We start from the raw sequence: 20,469 nt of genomic DNA on the forward strand, positions 1-20,469 counted from the left end.
GCAGCCCGCGGCGCGACCGGAGTCGCCGACGATGGCGCTGCCGGTGGTCGGCGCCCAACCCCCGGCCGCGTCCCGGCGCAGCCGATTCGGTCGGACGCTGACCGCCCGGGCGGTGCTGGTCACCTGTGCCGTGGCGCTGGTGTCGGTGCTGGTCACCGCGATCGTCGCGGTCCCGCTGGCGATCCGGGGCGCGGAGCGACGCGATCAGGAGGCGCTCGCCGCGCAGGCCCGACTCGCCGCCGAGGTGCTGCGGACCCGGCTGGACCGGGGTCGTACCGCCGACGAAGAGCGGCTCATCCAGCAACTGCGCGCCCAGGACATCGACGCGTACCTGATCCGGCGGGGGGCGGTCGACCGGCCGGGCCTGCCGCCTCGGGTGGTGCAGCGGATCGAGCAGGGTCGCAACGTGTCGGTCCGTCGCCCGGTCAACGGCAGGCGCGCACTGGTCGAGGGCCGGGCGCTGCCCGGCGGCAACGGGGTGGTCCTCTCCCGCGCCTCGGGGACCGGGCTGTGGCGGCAGGTGCTGCTCAGCCTCTGGTTGCCACTGCTGGCCGGGCTCGCCGCCGGCGTGGTGGCCGGGCTGCTGCTGGCCCGCTGGCTGGCCGGGCCGATTCGTGCCGCGGCCACCGCCGCCACTCGCCTGCGCGCCGGGGACCGCACCATACGGGTGCCGGTCGAGCCGCCGGACGAGGTCGCAGACCTGGCCGAGGCGCTGAACGGGTTGGCCGCCGCGCTGGCCACCAGCGAGGGCCGGCAGCGGGAGTTCCTGCTCTCCGTCTCGCACGAGCTGAGGACCCCGTTGACCGCGATCCGGGGGTACGCCGAGGCGCTGGCCGACGGGGTGATCGACGCGGACGGCACGGCCGGCACCGGCCGGACGGTGCTGGCCGAGGCCCAGCACCTGGACCGGTTGATCGGCGACCTGCTGGCGCTGGCCCGGCTGGAGGCCGCCGACTTCCCGCTGGAGCCGGTGCCGGTGGACCTGGCCCGGCTGGCCGTCGACGCCGAAGCGACCTGGTCCGGCCGGTGTATGGCGGTCGGAGTGCCGTTCCGGGTGGAGACGCCGGGCGGGCCGGTGCCGGTGTACACCGATCCGGGGCGGATCCGGCAGGTGGTGGACGGGCTGCTGGAGAACGCGCTGCGGGTCGTACCCCCGGGGGCGCCGGTGGTGCTCGCGGTCCGGGCGGCCGGCGCGGACCCGGCCGCTGGCGGCGTGCTGGAGGTCCGCGACGGCGGGCCCGGCTTCACCGACGACGATCTGGCGGTGGCGTTCGAGCGGGGTGCGCTGCACCAGCGTTACCGGGGGGTGCGCAAGGTGGGCAGCGGGCTGGGGCTGGCACTGGCCGCCGGGCTGGTCCGCCGGCTGGGCGGAGAGATCGTCGCGGGTCACGCGCCGGAGGGCGGCGCCGCGTTCACGGTCCGGCTGCCCGGTGATCCTTACCAGACCCGAACATCGGCCTGATGCTCCGCTCGTCGTCGACGGGCAGGCTTAGGGTTCCACGGACGAGAGGGAGAGTCATGCCACGTTGGGGATCTGCGGCAGTCACCACGTCACTGCTCGCGGTTGTCGCGCTCGGCGTCAGCGGCTGCGGCGCGGCCGAGGTGGCCAGCCAACCCGCCCGGGAGGCTGCGGTCGAGGTCGCCGCGGCGATGGGTGTGGAGGGCCAGGCACTGGCCGCCATGGGCTTCGACGCCAACGACCTGGACGTGCAGACCGTCGCCGCGCCGGCCGCCCCGGCACCCGGCGGGTCGGCCACGCCCGGCGCTTCCCCGAGCGCGCAGGAGAAGGCGCGGCAGAAGCGCGGCGAGGAGTGGCGCAAGCGCCGCCAGGCCCGGGTGCTGCTGCGCAGGAACACCCTGCACGGTGAGGCGGTGGTGCAGACGAAGGACGGCGGTACGAAGACGGTCGCCGTGCAGCGCGGCGAGGTGACCGCGATCGACGGCGACTCGATGACCGTGAAGTCCACCGACGGCTTCACCATGACGTGGACCTTCGGTGACGACCTGCGGGTCGTCGAGCGGCGCGCCACCGTGCAGCCGAGCGACGTGAAGGTCGGTACGACGCTCGGCGTCGCCGGCGCGAAGGACGGCGACAAGGGCGTGGCCCGCCTCATCCTCATCCCCCGCGCCAAGTAAGCGCCCAGTGAAAGGAAGGGCCCCTTATTAACGCCAGGCGTTAATAAGGGGCCCTTCCTTTCACTTCGTCAGTAGACGCGGGAGCCGATGAAGTCGTCGTGACCGTAGCCGACCGGGTTGGCGGCGGTCCGGGGCTCGAACGACCACTGCTGCCGGGTGCTGGTGGAGCAGCCGGCCAACCGCAGCCGGGGACTGCCCAGCCACGGGTTGTCGAACGCCACGCAGAGGTTGCTGGCACCGGCCGGCTTGATCTGGTTGCCGGCGAAGACGAACTGCTGGGCGGGGGTGCCGTTGCAGTCGTAGATGTTGACCGCGGTGCCGGAGGTCAGCGACCCGTTCGCGATGTCGAGGCATCGGTCGTGGGACAGCTCCGAGTGCAACGACCGTCGGCCCGGGTCGTACCAGAAGCCCTGGTTACGCCCACCGTGGCAGGCGTACGGCTGCTGGACGGTGCCGTTGCGGGAGTCGTACCCCTTGCCGTCGACACAGGTGCGGGTGGCCAGGTTGCGCAGCTGCTTGAACTCCAGCAACCCCGGGTAGAGCACGCCGCCGCCGGTGCTGGCCGGGTCGACGCAGCTGGCCCGATCCTGCCCCGAGTTCCAGAACTGGGTGATGCACTGGGCGAACATGCCGTGTCCGCGGGCGTTGGGGTGGAACGACTGTCGGGCGGCGTTCTCGTCCCAGATTCCCAACTCGATGTAGAGGCCGCGGACCGAGGTGTTGTCCGTGCACACCTCGTGGCCGTGGAAGAGCCGGCTGGCATCCAGGTAGCGGGTGCCGGTCTGGGTGGCCGCGGCGCGCAGCGCCGACTCGAACATCGGTACGGCCTTGTTCCGGGCGAACGCCGCGTCGGCCAGGTAGAGCAGGCAGCCGCCGGAGTACCAGCCGGGGAAGTTCGGGTTGTCCTCCACGTCCGGGCTGCCCGGGCTCGGGTACGACATGAGCACCAGCTCGTAGTCCGAGCGCAGGTAGCCGGCGTTGGTCATGGTCTGCCGGATGTCGTTGAGCGCGTCGACCACGGCCTGCCGACTGCCGTCGGTGCGGATCGTCCACTGGTCGGTGTAGCGCGGGTAGCAGGGGCCTTGGAAGAAGACCCGGCTGATCGCGCAGTCGGTGGCGACCGGGCCGAACTGGATGGTGCCGTCGCCGTTCGCGCCGACGACGACCCAGATGAGCTTCACGTGCGTGTTACGCGCCTTGATTCCCAGGTAGTCGCCCTGGTTCAGCTCGTTGTGCTGGGTCGGGCCGCCGGCGATCAGGTTCCACGGGGTGGCGCCGGAGCAGGCCAGGTTGTACTGCGCGTCCGAGGGGATGCCGGTGCGGAACAGCGCCTGGTCGTACGAGCGGTCGCACCAGTTGCCGGGTTCGTGGGTGCCGGGGACGTAGTTGCCGACCCCCTCACCGGAGATCTCGCTGTCACCCATGGTGATCAGCGCGGTGCGGCGTTGGTCGATCGGGCGGATCGCCGGGGTGCCGTAGAGGGCGGTCGCCTCGGCGGCCCGGATGGCCTCCAGGTTGGCGGGGAGTGGTTGGACGCTCGGCCGGTCGGCGGCGGTGGCGGGGGCGGCCGGTCCGGCGAGCATCGGCAGGACGAGAGCGGCGACGGCGACGGCGACGGTGAGAGCCCGTCGTCGGGTCGCGCGTTCGGGCCTGGCGGGGGTAGCAGGCATCGACGCACTCCTTTCGGCTCAATCGCGGGACGTCGATTGAGTTACCAGACGGTAACGTGCTGATCAACGGATGTGAATACGCTTCGGATCCTTGCGCGCGGGATGCAGAACCGCCCGGATCGGACGATCCGGGCGGCGTGGGTGCGGGGTGGGTGGTCCGGGCTCGCTGCGGGCGATGCGGTCCGGCGGTCAGCGGCCGGGCGGCAGCGCGTAACCGACGTAGCCGCGGAACTCCAGTCGCCAGCCGTTCGGGACCAGCTTGGCGCACGCCGGCTGGCTGCCGGTGCAGACGATCGCGTCCACCGAGGTGGGGTCGGCCGGCGGGCGTTCCGGCAGCACCGACTGCAACGCCACCAGGTCCGGCGAGCGTCCGTCCGGCTGCCGCAGCAGCAGCCACCACGGGTACTCCCAGTTGTCGTTCTGCTCCACCAGACCGATCCGGCGTGCACCGCTGCCGTGGACCGCTGCCGCGGCCCAGCGGAACTCGTCGGCCCACTGTGGGCGACGCAGGAACCGGGTGTCCCAGTCCGACGTGGTGAAGACCGATCCGCTGCCGACGAGCCGGCGTGGGAACCCGTACGACAGCGCGAGCACCCCGGCCAGCGCCGAGGTGGCCAGCACGCTGACCGCCGCCACCGTGGCCACCGACCGCCGCCCCCGGTCGGTCCCGGGCCTGTCTGCCGCAGCGCCGAACTGGCGGCGGAAGAGCGCGTCCAGCCACAGCCCGGCCAGCGGCACGGCGAGCACCAGGGCGTAGAGCAGCAGCCGGTTTCCCCACGGTTGCCACTTGATCATCGCGGTGTGCAGCAGCACGGTGGCCAGCACCACCACCGCGTACCCACGCATCGGCCCGGCCTGCCCCGGGTCGATCCGGCGCGGCCGGACGAGCGCGACCGCCACGCCGATCAGCGCCAGTGCTCCGGCGATCGGGTACGCCACCCGGTCCTCGTCCGGGTACCAGGCGGGCTCCGGAAAGACCTCCCGGCCGAAGGTGATCGCCCGGTCCTGCGGGTCGACGCCGATCAGGTCCGCCCCGCCGATGATCGCCTCGGCGCCCACCCGGCGCAGCGGCGCCAGCGGCGTGTCGAACGCGGTGTGCCCGATCCGTAGCGCGTTGACCAGGATCGACGGCGGGTCGTGTCGTTCCATCGGGATCGACTCGCGCAGCCGGGGTGGCCCCAGCGGATGCCCGAACTCGACGGTCACCCGGGCCAGGAACGGACCGACCACCGTGGCCGCGACCAGGAGGATCAGCGCCGAACCGCCGACGGTGCGCGCCACCGCGCCGGTCGGCCGCGGCCGACGCACCCCACCGACCGCCGTCGCGTCGGCCGGTGCCCGGTCGCCGGTCAGGGCCAGCCGGAGCTGGGCCAACCCCCAGAGCACCAGCAGCGGGCCGACAGCGATCAGGCCGCTGGTCTTGGTCACCGCGGTCAGGCCGGTGGCGGCGCCGAGCGCGAGCAGGGTGCCCCAGCCGGTACGGCGGCGCAGCCCGTCCAGCACCAGGGTGGCCGCGCAGGCCACCCACGCCGCGCAGACCAGGTCGGTCTGCGTACTCGTCGCCTGCAGCACCACCATCGGTGTGCTGGCCAGTACGAACGCGGTGATCAACTGGGCCCGCCGGCCGCCGCCGAGTTGCGCGGTGATCCGCGCGGTCACCAGCAGGCAGGCCACCCCGGCCGCCCACTGCACCAGGTTGTGCAGTTGGTCCCCACCGGTGAGCAGGCGCAGGTGCAGCAGCAGATACTCGGCGCCGGGCGGAATGGTCACCTGCCGGTGGATGGCCGTGGCCCAGAAGTCGAGGTCGCCTTGGGCCACCCAGTGCTCGACCTTGGGCAGGTGGTACGTCTGCGAGTCGAAGTTGTTCGGCTCGGCCAGCAGCGCGACCAGCAACTCCAGCAGGACCAGCCCGCCGACCGTGCCGGCGAGCAGGCGCTCGCCCCGACCCGCCGTATGCCAGGTGTCGACCGCCCTGCCGAGCAGGCCGGCGAGAGTCCGATCGACCCGCCGCGGCGCGGGGTCACGCCCGGCTTCACCGCCGTCGGCGGGCGGGGCGGACGTTTCCGGGTCGGTGCCAGCGGCCACGGTGGCACCGACCGCGACCGGCCGGGGTGCCGCGGCGGCCGGCTGCGCGAGCCGGGTCACCTGGCGCCACCGCAGCCCTGCGGCCGTCGCGGCGGCAGTCAGGAAGAGCAGCCAGGCGGCGACGAACGCCGGTCGGGTGAGCGCGTGCAGCGCGCCGAGCAACTCGACGACGAGCACCGCGTACGCGCCGGTGAGCAGGGTGGCGCGCACCACCGCGAGCCGCAGCGGTGCCACCGCGTCGACCCCGCGCGGTCTCGTCGCGACGGTGAGCAGGAGCACCGCGGCGGCAGGAACCGCCGCGAGCAGGGAGCCGGCAGCCGACATGGCGGAGAGTAAACACCATCCGGCTGAATCCGCCACGCTGACTGCCCGGTGGTGACGGCCGGCGTTCGGCCGACCAGCCAGGCTAGGCTATGCCCGACGTATTGTCGCCACCGTGGAGATTTCCGTGAAGCTCTCGATCCTCATGCCGGTCTACAACGAGGAAGAACGCATCGCGGATGCCCTCAAGCAGGCACTGGCGGTGGACTATCCGTGTGAGATCGAGCTGGTCGTGGTCGACGACGGCAGCCGGGACGGCACCGGCGAGATCCTGGGTTGCGCCGACGACGCCCGCCTGCGGGTCATCACCCATCAGCGCAACGCCGGCAAGGGCGCGGCCATCAAGACGGCTGTGGACAGCGCCGAGGGTGACTACATGGTCATCCTCGACGCCGACCTGGAATACGACCCACAGGACATCCCCAAGCTCCTCGACCCGGTGCTCGACGGGCGGGCCACCGTTGTCTACGGCAATCGCACCTTCGGCAGCCACAGCGCCTACAGCTTCTGGTACGTGATGGGCAACAAGGGCGTCACGATGGCGGCGAACGTGCTGTTCAACTCGTACATCGGTGACCTGGAGACCTGCTTCAAGCTGATGCCGGTGGCGCTCTACCGGTCGCTCGACGTGCGCTCGCGCGGCTTCGGCATGGAGGCCGAGGTGACCGGCAAGCTGCTGCGCCGCCGGATCCGGCCGTACGAGGTGCCGATCAGCTACCGGGCGCGTGGCCGGGAAGAGGGCAAGAAGATCACCTGGAAGGACGGCGTCGAGGCGATCTGGATCCTCGGCCGGGAACGCGCCCGCCGCCGTCCCACCACGCCGGCTCGCTGACCGCTCAGCGGCCGGCGGCCAGCAGCGCCCCGGCGAGGAAGGCGTCGACCGAACGGCGCAGGCCGGCGCTGTCGAGCGCGTGCCACCGGGTGTGGTCCTCGGGCGAGCCGTAGCGGCGCAGATCCTTCCTCCCCACCCCTAGGGCCAGTAGCCGATGTGGCCGGTCCACCAGTGCCGCCGACACCACCCGGCTGGACGTGCCGGCCAGGTACGGCTCGACCAGGATCACCTCGGTTCCCGCCAGTGCCCGCAGCCCGGCGGTGTCGAACGGTCGCGGCCGGTGGGTGTAGGCCACGGTGACCGGCAGGTCGGCGACGGCGGCCAGCGCCGCGTCCAGCACCGGTCCGACCGCCACCAGCAGCGGGGCCCCGGGCCCGGCCTCACGCACCACCGCGAGCGAGCCGTCGCCGCCGCGTGGCCGGTCGTTCTGCAGTACCGAGAGTCGCAGGTACGCCGAGCCGTCGCCGGCCACCGCGTTCCGCAGCAGCGCGGGCACCTCCCCCGGGTGGCCGGGGACGTGCACCGTCCAGCCGTGCAGGGTGTCGATCAGTGACACGTCCGCCGGGGACAGATGCGTCCGGCCGGATGCAGCGCGGTCGTACGAGCCTCCGACGCCGACCAGCACCGCGGACGCGTCCTGGTGGTCCAGGTCCAACTTGAGCTGCTCGTATGCCCGCTCGACCAGGAACGGCGCGTAGCTGTGCACGATCGGCCGCAGGCCGGTGAGGGCGAGCCCGCCGGCCACTCCGACCATCAGTTGCTCCCGGATGCCGACGTTGAGCACCCGGTCCGGATGCCGCGCGGCGGCCGGGGCGAACGCGGCGGCGGAGATGTCGGCGAGCACCAGCGCGGTGTGCGGATCCTCGGCCAGCAACTCGGTGGTGGTGGCGGTGAAGATGTCGCGCATTGTCACTCCTTCGTCTTGACGACCGCGACGACGACGTGCGGCCGGTCCCGGTGCTGGCTGGTGAGGGCGGTGTGCAGCGCGTCGTGGTCGTGTCCGTCGACGGTGGTGGCGGTCCAGCCGTTCACCGTGAACCGGGCCGCCACGCCACCCGGCCAGCCGTGGGTGGCCGAGTGGTTGTCGACAACCACGGCGGTCAGGCTTCCGAGGCCGGTGGCGCCGGCGTACGCGATCGCCTCGTGGTTCGATCCCTCGTCCAGCTCGGCGTCGCCGAGCAGCACGTACACCCGGGGGGTGAGCAGGCCCTGGGCTCGCAGCCCGAGCGCGGTGCCCACACCAAGGCCGAGGCCGTGCCCGAGCGAGCCGGAGCCGATCTCCACCCCCGGCACCAGGGTCCGATCCGGGTGGTCGCCGAGGCGGCTCGCCGGACCGCCCTGGTCGTCGAGCCAGCCGGCGGGGAGGAAGCCCTTGGCGGCGAGCACCGCGTAGTAGCCAACCACGGCGTGCCCCTTGGAGAGCAGGAACCGGTCCCGCTCGGGATCGTCGACGGTCTCCGGGGTGATTCGCAGGACGCGGTGGTAGAGCACCCAGAGCACGTCGATGGTCGAGTACACGTTGGCGCCGAACTCCCGGCCGGCGCGTAGCCGCTCCAGCGGGCCGGCCACCGGCCCCGGCACCGGCGGCAGGGCCGCGTTGGCAGTCGTCATCGTCATCTGGATAGCCTGTGAGTTGAAGGGCACTTCAACTCAAGGACCGGGTGATGCAGGACTCACTGACCATCGGGGAGCTGTCCGTCCGCTCGGGCGTGGCGCCGTCGGCGCTGCGCTACTACGAGCGCCTCGGTCTGATCCGCGCCGACCGTACCGGCGGCAACCAGCGCCGGTACGCCCGCGCCGAGCTGCGCCGGGTCGCCTTCATCCGGATCTCTCAGCAGGTCGGCGTCTCGCTCGACGAGATCCGCGCGGCGCTGGACTCGCTGCCCGAGGCGCGTACGCCCAGCCCGCAGGACTGGGCGCGGCTCTCCGCCAGCTGGCGGGGTCGGCTGGACGAGAAGATCCGGCTGCTCACCAAGCTCCGCGATGACCTGGACGGCTGTATCGGCTGCGGCTGCCTGTCCCTGCAGCGCTGCACGCTCTACAACCCCGGTGACGCCCTCGGCGGCGAGGGGCCCGGCGCCCGCCTGATGCTGCCCCGCCCGGCGGCCGACGCGTCCGCCTGACGCGCACCCCGCCCCGCCCGGTTCCCGGCGTCACCCGACGGTGAGCAGCACCTTGCCAACGTGATCGTTCGACTCGACCAGCCGGTGCGCCTCGGCCGCCTCGGTCATCGGCAGCCGCCGGTCCACCACCGGCCGGATCCTGCCAGCCTCGATCAACGGCCACACCTCGTCCCGTACGCCCCGGACGATCTCCGCCTTCTCGGTGAGCGGCCGGGCGCGCAGGGTCGTCGCCAGAACGCTGGCTCGCTTGGTCAGCAGAGCGCCGAGATCCAGTTCGGCCTTGCGGCCACCCTGGAGCCCGATCACCACCAGCCGGCCACCGGTGGCCAACGCGGCGACGTTGCGGCCCAGGTAGGCCGCACCCATGATGTCGAGGATGACGTCGACGCCGTGGCCGTCGGTGGCTCGCTGGGCCTCCTCGACGAAGTCCTGCTCCCGGTAGTCGATCGTGTGCGCCGCGCCCAGTTCGCGCAGCCTGGAATGCTTGGTCGCGCGAGCGGTCGCCAGGATCGTGGCGCCCAGGGCCGCCCCGAACTGGATCGCGAAGGTGCCGATCCCGCTGCCGCCGCCGTGCACCAGCAGCGTGTCGCCCGAGTTCAGGCGGCCCACCGGGACCAGGTTCGACCAGACGGTGCAGGCCACCTCGGGCAGCGCCGCGGCGTCGACCAGGTCGACGCCGGCCGGCACCGGCAGCAACTGCCCGGCGGGGACCGCGACCCGCTCGGCGTACCCGCCGCCGGCCAGAAGGGCGCAGACCTGCTGGCCGATCGCCCACCCGGTCACCTCCGGACCGATCGCGCTGATCACCCCGGAGCACTCCAGCCCCAGGTATTCGGGTGCGCCGGGCGGCGGAGGGTACTGCCCCTGCCGTTGCAGCAGGTCCGCGCGGTTGACTCCGGCGGCCCGCACATCCACGATCACCTCGCCTGGGCCGGGCTCGGGATCGGGGACCTCTGCCCAGATCAGCGCGTCGGGTCCACCGGGCTGCGGAATGGTGATGGCTCGCATGGGCTCAGTCTTACCCGATGACACTGCGGGCCGCAGGCGCACCCGATCCCGTCCCGGTGACCAGTGTGGACGATCAGACGTGGTTCCGGCGCTGCGCCGCCCCGTCGGGGAGGGACGCCGGGCCGCGCGCCCGGTGCCATGGCAGACTAAGCACGGCCGCGCACCCCCGGGTGGCGGCCCGGGAGGGTTCGCCTAGTGGCCGATGGCGCTGGTCTTGAAAACCGGTAAGGCAGCGATGTCTTCGTGGGTTCGAATCCCACACCCTCCGCCCCCCGGAACAGCTTAAATGCCCCCTGACCAGCGCAAACGCCGGCCAGGGGACGTGTCTGTGGACGGCGAGCGGTCCCGCTCGGGGCGATCCAGCATGATTGTGGGCGTGCGCTACTTGATCTCTCACCCCGACGCGTTGGCCGAGCTTGGCGATCTGGACGTCGCGCTGTACGACGGCACTCGACCCGTGCCCGAGAATCTGGACGACGTCGAGTTCTACGCGGTTCCGTACGGGATCATCGATCCGCGCTTCTGCGAGCCGATCGCCCGGATGCCCCGGCTTAAGGTGGTGCAGACCGTGACCGCCGGTTACGACCATGTCCTGCCGTACCTGCGGCCCGGCCTGACTCTGGCCAACGGCCGGGGCGTGCACGACGCGGCCACCGCCGAGCTGGCCGTGGCGCTCACCCTTGCCGCCCGGCGTCGGCTGCCGGAGTTCGTCCGGGCCGGGGGCGAGGGCCGCTGGGCCTCGAGTTGGTCGACCGGGCTGGCTGACGCCCGGGTGCTGATCGTCGGGTACGGCTCGATCGGCGCCGCGATCGAGCGCCGGCTCGCTGGGTTCGAGGTGGAGATCAGCCGGGTGGCTCGGAGCCCCCGCCCCGGCGTACGGCCAGTTTCCGATCTTCCGGAGATGGTGCCGCAAGCGGATGTCGTCATCCTGGCCACGCCGCTGACCCCGGAGACCGAGGGCCTGGTGAACAAGGATTTCCTCGCCAGCATGGCCGACGGCGCCCTGCTGGTGAACGTGGCACGGGGGCGGGTGGTGGACACCGAGGCGCTGCTCGCAGAGCTCAGCACGGGCCGGCTGCACGCCGCCCTGGACGTCACCGAACCCGAGCCGCTGCCCGCCGACCACCCGCTGTGGTCCGCACCGAACGTCCTGATCAGCCCGCACGTCGGTGGCCTGACCGCCGCGTTGGCGCCCCGGGCCCGCCGGCTGCTGGTCGACCAGGTCCGGCGGTACGCCGCGGGCGAGCCGCTCGCGAACGTCGTTATCGGGCCGTGAGTTCCGGGTCCGAACGGGCACCGGGCCCTCTCCCGCGTCCGGCCACCGCCTCGTAGCTGACAAGAACGACGAGGAACGCGGTGAGCAGGCCGAGAGCGGTCAGGCCGGGCAGATACCGTCCGGCGGGAAGTAACAGCAGTGCCACGCCGGGGGCGAGAAATTGCCCCGGCCGCACGGACCGGACGCTGAAACTCAGGAACGTCGCCCTGCCCGCGAGGTAGAGGGCCGTCCCGCCGAACAGGGCGACGGCCGGGATCCAGTTCACGGCGTCGGTCCCGTGGGACTCGTCATGTGCCAGGCCGGCGAGCACCTGCTCCACCCCCAGCGCCAGGTAGATGGTGCCGGCGATCAGCGGGAAGTGGGCAAGGGTGTAGGCGTTGGCGGCCACCTGATCCCGTCGCAGGCCGAAATTCATGGTCAGCGCCTTCCGTGCGGCCGCCGCGCTCTGGGAGTAGAGCCAGTACAGGCAGACCGTGGCGGCGAGCGTGAGGAGCGCGGCCACCAGGACGGGTCCACGGATCATTTCCGCCCCGACCCCGGCGCCCACCGAGATCAGGGACTCGCCGAGCGCGATGATCACCACGAGGCTGTGCCGCTCCGTGAAGTGGCCCGGGCTGCGCACGGGCCATCCGCTCAGCACGGAGGCGACCACCCCGCCGCCCATGTCGATCACGAGCGCTGCCGTCCAGAGCAGGATCTGCGCGGTGCCGCCGAACACGGCACCAAGGACCAGTGGGACCCAGGACAGTGGGGTGGTGAGGGCGTACACGCGAATGGTCCGGAGCAGCCGTGGATTGCCCACCGCTGCCCAGTGGTAGAGGACCAGATGGATCACTCGCACCACGATGTAGGCCAGTACCAGGATCAGCCGGGGTCCCAACGCTGACGGTCCGGATTCCCACACGTCGGGGATGACGAGAGCGGCGAGGAAGACGGCTGCCATCCCGACGGTGACGCCGGCACGGATCAGCCCGACATCGATTCGGGCCTGGTTTCCCAACCAGGAGTACACCAGCCAGGAGTTCCACAACAGCAGGAGGACGAGGAAACCCTGCACCAGGGTCACCGGCGCGGGCCGTGCGCTCATGAACTCGGTGACCCGGATGAACCCGAAGACGAACACCAGATCGAAGAAGATCTCGAAAAGGGTCGTACGGTGCGTCTCTGCGGTCACCACCGGCCGTGACCGGAAGATCCGCCCCATCACCTCATCTTCATCGCTCGCCACGCCGCGCTGGCGTCATTCAGGCAACCCGAGCGGCGCGCCGGCGTCCGGTGGCTGGCTTTTCGTCGCGGAGAGACGCGCCAGCGGTTGGTTCCGTACCCCTCGCCGCCGTCACTCCGGTGGGTCCGTGGCCCGCAGGCTCTCCCGGATCGTCTCGTCGGCCAGCCGCTCGATCGCGCGCCGGCGCTCCTCGGCGATGGCCCGCTCGTCCCGGCGGCGCAGCGCGGTGAAGACGGCTGCTACGAAGTCCCGCCAGATCCCGGCCACGAGGTCCCCCTGTGGAGCGTTGGCCCAGACTCAACGGTAGCGCCGTTGACCCGGCACTACCGCTTTCCGGTCGTCGGAGAGGCCGCGAAGGGGTAAGAAGGGGCAGGAATCTCCGCGAAAACCGGAAGGACGCGTCCCGATGACCCTGGAACGACCGATCGCCCCGGACCCGTACGAGCTGCTGCCGACGGTGCCCTCGTTCACGCTGACCAGTGACGACGTGCAGAACGGCGAGCCGATGGATGCCCGGCACGCGCACGGCAGCACGGGGGGTGACAACGTCTCCCCGCAGCTGACCTGGTCGGACTTCCCCGCCGAGACGAAGAGCTTCACCGTGACCTGCTACGACCCCGACGCGCCGACCGGTAGCGGCTTCTGGCACTGGGTACTGGTGAACGTGCCGCTCGGCGTCACCCAGCTGCCCAGCGGCGCGGGTGGCGCGGCGGGCGCGGATCTCGGTGGAGCGTTCTCGGTCCGCAACGACTACGGCGAGCAGGGCTACGGCGGCGTGGCTCCGCCCCCCGGTGACCGCCCGCACCGTTACGTCTTCGCGGTGCACGCCCTGGACGTCGACCGCCTCGACCTGACCCCCGACGCCAGCCCCGCCTACGTCGGCTTCAACCTCACGTTCCACACCCTCGCCCGAGCGGTGATCCGCCCGACGTACCAAATCAAGGACTAACCGCTCCCCTCCCCCCGCTCCCCCCACCCCCAGACCCGCGCGATCTTGCACTTCCTGCCCCGACATACCCGGCATGAGGGGCATGTCGACGACCGAAAGTGCAAGATCGCGGGGTGGGGTGGGTGGGCGGGGTGGGGCGGGGGTGGGGGTTAGGCGGGGACGCGGGCCACGGCGAAGACGGACTGGCCGAACGGGGGGCGGATGCGCTGTTCGGCGGCCTTGGTGGCGGGGAGGACGATCGTGTCGTACACCTTCACCATCGGGCCCTCCTTCGGCATCAGCCGGAAGACCTTGGTGGCCATGAAGTAGCCGAGCAGGCCCAGCGCGTTGGCGTAGTGGATCTTCTCCACGGTCAGGCCGGCCTCGGTCATCGCCGCTCCGAGCGTCCTCTTCGTGTAGCGGCGAACGTGCCCGGTGGCGATGTCTGCCGGGCTCATGGCGAACTGGAACGCCGGCACGATGATGATCACGGCGCCGCCGGGTCGGACCAGGTCGCGCATGCTGCGCAGCGCGCCCACGTGATCCTCGATGTGCTCCAGCACGTTGTACGAGACCGCGGCGCTGTAGTCGCCGCGATCGTTGTGCGGCAGCAGCATCTGCCGGACGTCGATGCTCGGCTGGTCGGCGAGGCGCTCCTTGAGCTGCACCAGCCGGTCCGGATCGGCCTCGGTGGCGGTGAACCGGGGGAGCCGCCGCGACCATTCCAGCGCGTAGTCACCGAGACCGCTGCCGATCTCGATCGGGTCGTCACCGAGGTACGGAACCGCCAGTTCGACGAACCAGCGACGGTGGTTGACAGCGGTCGCCAGGCCTTCCAGCACCTCGGACTGGACGCGCTGATCCCCAGTGATTTCTGCCATGCGTCGATTCCTCACGATATGAACTCGACCCGTGCCTGGACCGACAGAGTGAATCATCCGCTCGGATGGCAGAAGAATCGGGGCAGCGGGGTGGCCGAATTGCGGTCGGGGGTGGGCACGTGATCGGCGGTCGGCGAACCCGGCACATAGTACGGCAGTACCCCGAAACATGTCACGGCAGTGCCATACGCTGACTACCCTATGAATTGTCATGACTACTCCTGAATCGGACGCGCCCGGAGACGGCCCGACCGCCGGGTCGCCGGTGGAAGGGGCCGGCGATCGCGCCCGCGCGCCACGCAACGGCAGGTGGGTCGACCTGGCCGCCGTACTGAGCTTCGTGGTGCTCGGCTTCTGGGTCACCGGGCGGCTCTGGCTGGAGCCGGGCAGCGGCGTACGGGACAACCGCTCCGATCAGTCGCAGTTCGAATGGATGATGGCGCACGGTGCGCGGGTCGTCACGCATTTCGCATATCCGTTCCATTCGGACCGGATGAACGTGCCGGACGGCGTCAATCTCATGGCGAATACGTCCGTATTATCCATTTCGCTGCCAATGACACCGGTCACCGTGCTCCTCGGGCCGCGCGCGGCATTCCTGCTCTTTCTCACCGCCGGAATGATTGCCACCGCCACTGCCTGGTACTTCGTGCTTTCCCGGGTCCTGATCGGCGCCCGCGGGCCGGCGTGGCTGGGCGCGGGCTTCTGCGCGTTCGCGCCGGCCATGGTGTCGCACGCCAATGCGCACCCGAACATCGTGTCGCAGTTCGTCGTCCCACTGATCATCTGGCGCACGCTGCGTCTGGGCGAGCCGGGCCGCTGGCTGCGCAACGGCGTGCTCCTCGCGTTGGTGATCGTCTGGCAGGCCTTCCTCAACCTGGAGATCCTGCTGATGACCGCGATCGGGCTGGGCGTGATCGTCGGTGCGCTCGCCCTCGGCCGCCGGGACCTGCGGTCGCGGGCGCGGCCCTTCCTTGCCGGTCTGGCCGTCGCCGCCGGGCTGGCGGGGCTGCTGCTGGCGTACCCGCTCTACGTCCAGTTCTTCGGGCCGGGGGCGTACTCCGGGCTGTCCCGCCTGATCCGCGGCTATTCCAGCGACCTCGCCTCGTTCGTCGCGTACTCCCGGGAATCGCTTGCCGGCAGCCCGCGCACGGCGGCGAGCCTGGCCAAGAACCCGACCGAGGAGAACAGCTTCTTCGGCTGGCCGCTGCTGGTGCTGGTGATCGCCCTGGTCTGGTGGCTGCGCCGCTCGGTCGTCGTGCTCGGGCTGGCCGCCCTCGGGCTGCTGTTCGCGGTGCTCTCACTGGGCCGGGTGATCCGGTTCGCCGGCCGGGACACCGGCGTGCCGGGGCCCTGGGCGCTGCTGGAGAACCTGCCGATCCTGCACTCGGTGGTGCCGACCCGGTGGGCGTTGGCGATCACCCCGATCATCGGGCTGCTGCTCGCCTACGGCGCCGAGCGGGCGCGCGAGCTGGCCCGTTCGCTGCCGGCCGCCGGCCGGCAGATCCGCTTCGTCACGGCCACCGTGCTCACGATGGCCCTGCTGCCGATCCTGCCCACCCCGCTGCCCGTGGCCCGCCTCGACCCGGTTCCCGCCTTCGTCACCGGTGGGGCCTGGCGGCCGTACGTGGCCGGCGGGCGCAGTGTGGTGACCCTGCCGATGCCGGACACCAACTACGCCGAGCCGCTGCGCTGGTCCGCGGCGACCCGACTGGACATGCCATTGGCCCGCGGGTACTTCCTCGGCCCGGACACCCGTCGGAACGCCGAGAAGCCGCGGATCGCGCTGTTCACCGCCCCACCCCGCCCCACCAGCAACTTCTTCGGCACCATCCATCGCACCGGAGCGGTGCCGCCGATCACGCCGCAGAGCCGGGTGAAGGCAGTCGACGACCTGCGCTACTGGCGGGCCGGCGTGGTCGTCCTCGGGCCGCACGAGCACGAGGCGGCACTACGCCGGGGGATGACCGAGCTGACCGGGATCCAGCCGGTCTTCACCGGCGGAGTGTGGGTGTGGGACGTGCGGCCGTTGACCGACTGAGCGACGCTCAGGCCTGGCGGACGCAGCAGCCCTGGCAGACCTTCGGGCTGGGCAGGGTGAAGGCGAGGCAGCAGGTGCGTCGCTGCACGCTCGGCTCACCGGTCGGCCCCGGCACCAGCTCGACCAGGTCCGCCAGGTCGAGTGCGCCGAGCAGGGTGTCGATCGTCTGCACCGTCGGGCCGGGCAGCCCGTCCGCGGCCCGCAGGATGCCGTGCGAGATGCCGGAGGCGACCGAGCCGAGCAGCGTCCGCGTGCCGACCCGAACCTCCGTCTGGATCGCCGCGATGAGCGGGGCCAGGTGGGCGTCGAGGAGCGAGGCGCGCAGCGCGGCCAGCAGCTCCGCTTCGTCGGCGACGACCCGCACCTCCGGGTGGCCGGCCAGTGCCAGCGGGTCGTTCGGCAGCACCGCCACGGTGGTGCTGCGGCGCAGACCCAGGGTGAGCAGCGGCCGGTGGTCCTCGAAGTGGATCAGCACGTCGGACGGGTCGAGCAGCGGCACCCGCCGGGCCGAGGCCCAGCCGAGCACGACCGGCAGCGCCGTCCAGTAGCTGTACGACTTCCAGGCCAGCGCGGCGCAGGCGTGCGGGGTGCCGCCCCAGCGCAGTGTGGCGGCGCGGAGCAGATCGGGCAGCCGGCTCCCGTCGATCAGGGTGGTCGCGGGCGCCCAGCCGAACTCGTCGTCGACCAGTAGGCCCGGTGCGAGCCCGGGAAGATCGTCGGTGCCGAACATGGCACGCAGTGCCGCGGTGACGGGGGCGAGCGGCGTGGCGGTCACGTCCCGCCTCGGCATCACCGCTGTCACCGTGTCATCCCCCGTCCGCGTGACCGAGGAGCACCTCGGCGGACGACCCTGCGTCCTGAGCTAAGGCTAGCCTAACCACACGGGCAGGTTTAAGGGAAGCCTCACCTGAGTCGTATCGGGAGGTCAGGATCACTCTCCTCCCAGCGGGAGCAGCGCTCCGCGCCCCGGCGTACTACCCGGCCGCAGCCTCGGAAAACACCGGCGCAGGATCGATGTCGGTCGGTGGATTGTCAAGCGAAGTGTCGGCAAGGTGGCAGATGCGTGTGCGTACGGGCACGGAACGTGAAACTGATACTCCCGGCCACGAGGAAGCCGATGACGACCTCCCCCCTCGAACGGGCTGCCGACTCCTTCGCGGCTGAGCTCGCCCGGCAGCGGACCGGGCGGGGGCTGTCCAAGAAGCAGTTGGCCGTCCTGATGGGGTTCGACCCGTCCTACGTCAGCCACGTCGAGGGGCGCCGGCACCGCCCGACCGAGGACTTTGCCCGCCGCGCCGAGGCCGTCCTGGAGGCCAGCGGTGCGATCTGGCAGCGCTTCCGGGAGTACGACGAACTACGGCACGCCCGCGCCGGTCAACAGCACCGCGAGCCGCACCTGCCCGGCCAGTGGCTGCCACCCGGCACCGGCCTCGTCGTGGAGCGGGAACTCGCCACCCTCACCCACACCGACGACAGCTACCGGTGCGTCATCCACCGCGAGCTCTACAACGCCGGCACCGAGCCGATCAACCGCTACCTGGTCCGGGTCGCCGTCGACCGCTACCCGAACGACCCCGGTCGCTCCAACCGGCACCACCGCGAGCACCCGCTCACCTTCGCCGAGCTGCAACTACAGGCCCGTCGGGACGACGGCGGCGGTGACCCGGAGCCGATGCACTGGCGGGCGAAACACGACCGGGACGCGTTCAAGGAAATCTGGCTGCTCTTCGAGAACAGCGAGCGGCGCTTCCCGCTCTATCCCGGTGACCGGGCCACCATCGAGTACGCGTACTCCGTCGGGCAGGAGAAGTGGGGTCCCTGGTTCCAGCGGGCCGTGCGGCTGCCCACCCGACAGCTCGCCGTCCGCCTGGACCTGCCGGCGGCGCTCGACCCGCAGGTCTGGGGCGTGGAGACCTCGCTCTCGGCGGAGGAGGGCCCGCTGCGCACGGCGCCGCAGCGCCGCGATGAGGGCGGCCGGGCGATCTTCGACTGGCAGACCGAGGACCCACCGCTGAACGCCCGCTACCGCATGCAGTGGCGATTCCGGGCGCGCCCGGACACCGACCCGGACGTCGGCCCCGGCGGGGCCCGGGTCCGGCCCAGCGACCGGATGCGCGGGCTCGGCATCGTCCAGCGCGGCGCCGACCTGCTCCGCCAGCGCGGCCGCCCGTTCGACCTGCCCGCTGAGGAGCAGGCCGCCCGGGAGGTGGTCGACCGGCTCAGCACGGCCCTGGCCCGGCTCGACGAGCTGCATCCGTTCAGCAAGGGGGTCGGCGTCGCCGCCCCGCAGCTCGGCATCGGTCGGGCGGCGGCCGTGGTGCGGCCCCCCGACCGCTCGGCGGAGCCGGTCGTGTTGCTCAACCCCCGGGTGGTCGACGCCGACCCGGACACCGACGAGCAGTACGAGGGCTGCCTCTCTTTCTTCGACCACCGTGGCCTGGTGCCCCGGCCGCTGCGACTGGACGTGGAGCACGCCCAGTGGGACGGCAGCCGGATCATCACCTCGTTCGAGTTCGGCATGGCCCGGCTGGTCGCGCACGAGATCGACCACCTGGAGGGCCGGCTCTACGTGGACCGGATGGCGCCCGGCGTGCCGCTGGTGCCGGTGGAGGAGTACCGGGAGACCGGGCATCCCTGGCGCTATTGAGACAGGGGCGGGACCGGGGCGCGTGCCCCAGGGGGCAGGGGCACGCGCCCCGGTGTGGGGGAGGAACGCCTAGAGGTCACCGAAGGTGTCGTAGCGGATGTGCGGCGGCGGCACCTCGTCCGCGGCCAGCACCCGCAGCGTGGACCGGACCATCCGAGCCGACCCGGAGACGTAGCAGTCGTGCGTGGTCCACGGGCCGTACCGGGCCACCACGTCCGGGATGTCGCCCAGCTCGCCGTCGAAGTCCGGGTCCTCGCTGCACGCCGCGGTGACCGACAACCACGGGTGTACGGCGACCAGCTCCTGCAACCCGGCCAGGCCGTACAGGTCCGCCGCCTGCCGGATGCCGTGGAAGACGTGCACCCACCGGGTGCGGTTGTAGCTGGCCAACTCCTCCACCAGCGCCTTGATCGGCGCCAGCCCCACCCCGCCGGCCACGCAGAGGATGTCCCGCTCCGAGGACCGGTCCAGCGTCATCGACCCCATTGGCGCCGCCAACCGGAGCAGGTCACCCGGCCGCACCCGGCGGACCAGCGCACCGGACACCCAGCCGGCCCCGGACGACCGCACGTGGAACTCGAGCACGTTGTCGTCGTTCGGGGCGTTCGCCACCGAGTACGTCCGCCACACCCGAGGGTGGTGGCGCGGCACCTCCAGGCTCACGTACTGGCCCGCCCGCCACGGCAGCGGATGCTGCAACGCCCGGCAGGTCAGTACGGCGGTGTCCGGGCCGTACCGCTCGTGGGTCAGCACCTCGGCGTGCCAGTACGGCGGGTTCTCGTCGTTCGCCGCCCCGGCGAGCATCTTCGCCGAGATGGCCGCGTACGCGTCCGTCCACGCCTGGTCGTACTCCAGGTTCCAGTCGTCGCCGGCGGTGCTGCGCAGCGCGTCCAGCAGCGCGACGCCCATCGTCTTGTAGTGCTGCTCGTCGACGTGGTACTTGCGGTGGTCGCGGCCCAGCGCCCGGAGGAACTCGTCGAAGCTCTCCGGGTCGTCGACGGTGTGGATCGCCGTGATGATCGCTTCCAGCAGGCGGTCGCCCTGGCCGGTCATCTGCACCGGGAAGAGCTGCCGCAGGGCGGGGTCGAGCAGGAACAGCCGGGCGTAGAAGTGGCTGCTCAGCCGGTCCCGGTCCTCCTCGACCAGAGTCCAGCTCTCTTTCAGCAACCGCGCGACGTTGTCCACGGGGGGCGCTCCTTCTCCAGACGGCGGCGGATCGGGCGCCCATAGAATCTCCACGGAGCGTGCTCACCGGTCGCACAGAATGTGCGATCGGTTCATGCCGGCCGGTCGGCC

Annotated in this window: 18 protein-coding genes and 1 tRNA gene; 9 read left to right on the forward strand and 10 right to left on the reverse strand. The window is 71.7% G+C overall.

The window, feature by feature from the left end:
• The first annotated feature begins 31 nt into the window (after positions 1–31).
• Entirely contained in the window at positions 32–1,462 is a 1,431-nt protein-coding gene (locus tag ABZU69_RS27470; protein ID WP_354967224.1) for a HAMP domain-containing sensor histidine kinase, read from the forward strand.
• A 56-nt stretch (positions 1,463–1,518) separates the two neighbouring features.
• Positions 1,519–2,136, forward strand: a complete 618-nt coding sequence (locus ABZU69_RS27475; protein ID WP_354967199.1) for a hypothetical protein — start codon at positions 1,519–1,521, stop codon at positions 2,134–2,136.
• Between the two features lie 68 nt (positions 2,137–2,204).
• On the opposite strand, the gene ABZU69_RS27480 is transcribed toward ABZU69_RS27475, so the two are convergent.
• Entirely contained in the window at positions 2,205–3,806 is a 1,602-nt protein-coding gene (locus ABZU69_RS27480; RefSeq protein ID WP_354967200.1) for a ricin-type beta-trefoil lectin domain protein, read from the reverse strand.
• Between the two features lie 189 nt (positions 3,807–3,995).
• Complete coding sequence (locus ABZU69_RS27485) at positions 3,996–6,215, reverse strand: glycosyltransferase family 39 protein (protein ID WP_354967201.1); 2,220 nt, start codon at positions 6,213–6,215, stop codon at positions 3,996–3,998.
• Between the two features lie 124 nt (positions 6,216–6,339).
• Here ABZU69_RS27485 and ABZU69_RS27490 point away from each other — a divergent pair, with 124 nt between their 5' ends.
• Positions 6,340–7,044: a glycosyltransferase family 2 protein gene (locus ABZU69_RS27490; protein WP_354967225.1), complete on the forward strand. Its 705-nt coding sequence runs from the start codon at positions 6,340–6,342 to the stop codon at positions 7,042–7,044.
• Between the two features lie 4 nt (positions 7,045–7,048).
• On the opposite strand, the gene ABZU69_RS27495 is transcribed toward ABZU69_RS27490, so the two are convergent.
• Both ABZU69_RS27495 and ABZU69_RS27500 read right to left on the reverse strand, forming a co-directional pair.
• Complete coding sequence (locus tag ABZU69_RS27495; protein WP_354967202.1) at positions 7,049–7,951, reverse strand: transketolase; 903 nt, start codon at positions 7,949–7,951, stop codon at positions 7,049–7,051.
• A gap of 2 nt (positions 7,952–7,953) precedes the next feature.
• Positions 7,954–8,661 (reverse strand): transketolase, encoded by a 708-nt coding sequence (locus ABZU69_RS27500; RefSeq protein WP_354967203.1) that lies wholly within the window; start codon positions 8,659–8,661, stop codon positions 7,954–7,956.
• A 47-nt stretch (positions 8,662–8,708) separates the two neighbouring features.
• Between ABZU69_RS27500 and soxR the strand changes: the two genes are divergently transcribed.
• Positions 8,709–9,167: a redox-sensitive transcriptional activator SoxR gene (gene soxR, locus ABZU69_RS27505; protein ID WP_074315362.1), complete on the forward strand. Its 459-nt coding sequence runs from the start codon at positions 8,709–8,711 to the stop codon at positions 9,165–9,167.
• Between the two features lie 30 nt (positions 9,168–9,197).
• Here soxR and ABZU69_RS27510 read toward each other — a convergent pair whose 3' ends face one another.
• Positions 9,198–10,175 carry an NAD(P)H-quinone oxidoreductase gene (locus ABZU69_RS27510; RefSeq protein ID WP_354967204.1) on the reverse strand — a complete coding sequence of 326 codons (978 nt, stop codon included), beginning with the start codon at positions 10,173–10,175 and terminating at the stop codon, positions 9,198–9,200.
• A gap of 181 nt (positions 10,176–10,356) precedes the next feature.
• On the opposite strand from ABZU69_RS27510, the gene ABZU69_RS27515 reads away from it, so the two are divergent.
• Both ABZU69_RS27515 and ABZU69_RS27520 read left to right on the forward strand, forming a co-directional pair.
• Positions 10,357–10,443 (forward strand) — tRNA-Ser (locus ABZU69_RS27515).
• Between the two features lie 108 nt (positions 10,444–10,551).
• Positions 10,552–11,451, forward strand: a complete 900-nt coding sequence (locus tag ABZU69_RS27520) for a 2-hydroxyacid dehydrogenase (protein ID WP_354967205.1) — start codon at positions 10,552–10,554, stop codon at positions 11,449–11,451.
• Here ABZU69_RS27520 and ABZU69_RS27525 read toward each other — a convergent pair.
• The gene (locus ABZU69_RS27525; protein ID WP_354967206.1) at positions 11,438–12,655 is read right to left on the reverse strand and encodes a low temperature requirement protein A; all 1,218 of its coding nucleotides are present in this window, start codon (positions 12,653–12,655) and stop codon (positions 11,438–11,440) included. The two genes, ABZU69_RS27520 and ABZU69_RS27525, sit on opposite strands and share 14 nt — an antisense overlap.
• Before the next feature lie 132 nt (positions 12,656–12,787).
• A complete protein-coding gene (locus ABZU69_RS27530; protein ID WP_354967207.1) occupies positions 12,788–12,943 on the reverse strand; it encodes a hypothetical protein in 156 nt (51 codons plus the stop codon).
• Between the two features lie 139 nt (positions 12,944–13,082).
• Here ABZU69_RS27530 and ABZU69_RS27535 point away from each other — a divergent pair, with 139 nt between their 5' ends.
• Positions 13,083–13,625, forward strand: a complete 543-nt coding sequence (locus ABZU69_RS27535; protein ID WP_354967208.1) for a YbhB/YbcL family Raf kinase inhibitor-like protein — start codon at positions 13,083–13,085, stop codon at positions 13,623–13,625.
• 149 nt (positions 13,626–13,774) lie between these two features.
• Here ABZU69_RS27535 and ABZU69_RS27540 read toward each other — a convergent pair whose 3' ends face one another.
• Positions 13,775–14,485 (reverse strand): class I SAM-dependent methyltransferase, encoded by a 711-nt coding sequence (locus ABZU69_RS27540; RefSeq protein WP_074315357.1) that lies wholly within the window; start codon positions 14,483–14,485, stop codon positions 13,775–13,777.
• A gap of 211 nt (positions 14,486–14,696) precedes the next feature.
• Here ABZU69_RS27540 and ABZU69_RS27545 point away from each other — a divergent pair, with 211 nt between their 5' ends.
• Positions 14,697–16,526 carry a hypothetical protein gene (locus tag ABZU69_RS27545; protein ID WP_354967209.1) on the forward strand — a complete coding sequence of 610 codons (1,830 nt, stop codon included), beginning with the start codon at positions 14,697–14,699 and terminating at the stop codon, positions 16,524–16,526.
• A gap of 7 nt (positions 16,527–16,533) precedes the next feature.
• Here ABZU69_RS27545 and ABZU69_RS27550 read toward each other — a convergent pair whose 3' ends face one another.
• Positions 16,534–17,316 (reverse strand): IucA/IucC family C-terminal-domain containing protein, encoded by a 783-nt coding sequence (locus tag ABZU69_RS27550; protein ID WP_354967226.1) that lies wholly within the window; start codon positions 17,314–17,316, stop codon positions 16,534–16,536.
• Positions 17,317–17,643: 327 nt separating this feature from the next.
• Here ABZU69_RS27550 and ABZU69_RS27555 point away from each other — a divergent pair, with 327 nt between their 5' ends.
• Positions 17,644–19,173: a peptide deformylase gene (locus ABZU69_RS27555; RefSeq protein WP_354967210.1), complete on the forward strand. Its 1,530-nt coding sequence runs from the start codon at positions 17,644–17,646 to the stop codon at positions 19,171–19,173.
• A gap of 69 nt (positions 19,174–19,242) precedes the next feature.
• On the opposite strand, the gene ABZU69_RS27560 is transcribed toward ABZU69_RS27555, so the two are convergent.
• Positions 19,243–20,358: a globin domain-containing protein gene (locus ABZU69_RS27560; RefSeq protein ID WP_354967211.1), complete on the reverse strand. Its 1,116-nt coding sequence runs from the start codon at positions 20,356–20,358 to the stop codon at positions 19,243–19,245.
• Positions 20,359–20,469: the final 111 nt, after the last annotated feature.

The organism is Micromonospora sp. NPDC005206 (assembly GCF_040608175.1).
In the GTDB taxonomy this organism is placed as follows: domain Bacteria; phylum Actinomycetota; class Actinomycetes; order Mycobacteriales; family Micromonosporaceae; genus Micromonospora.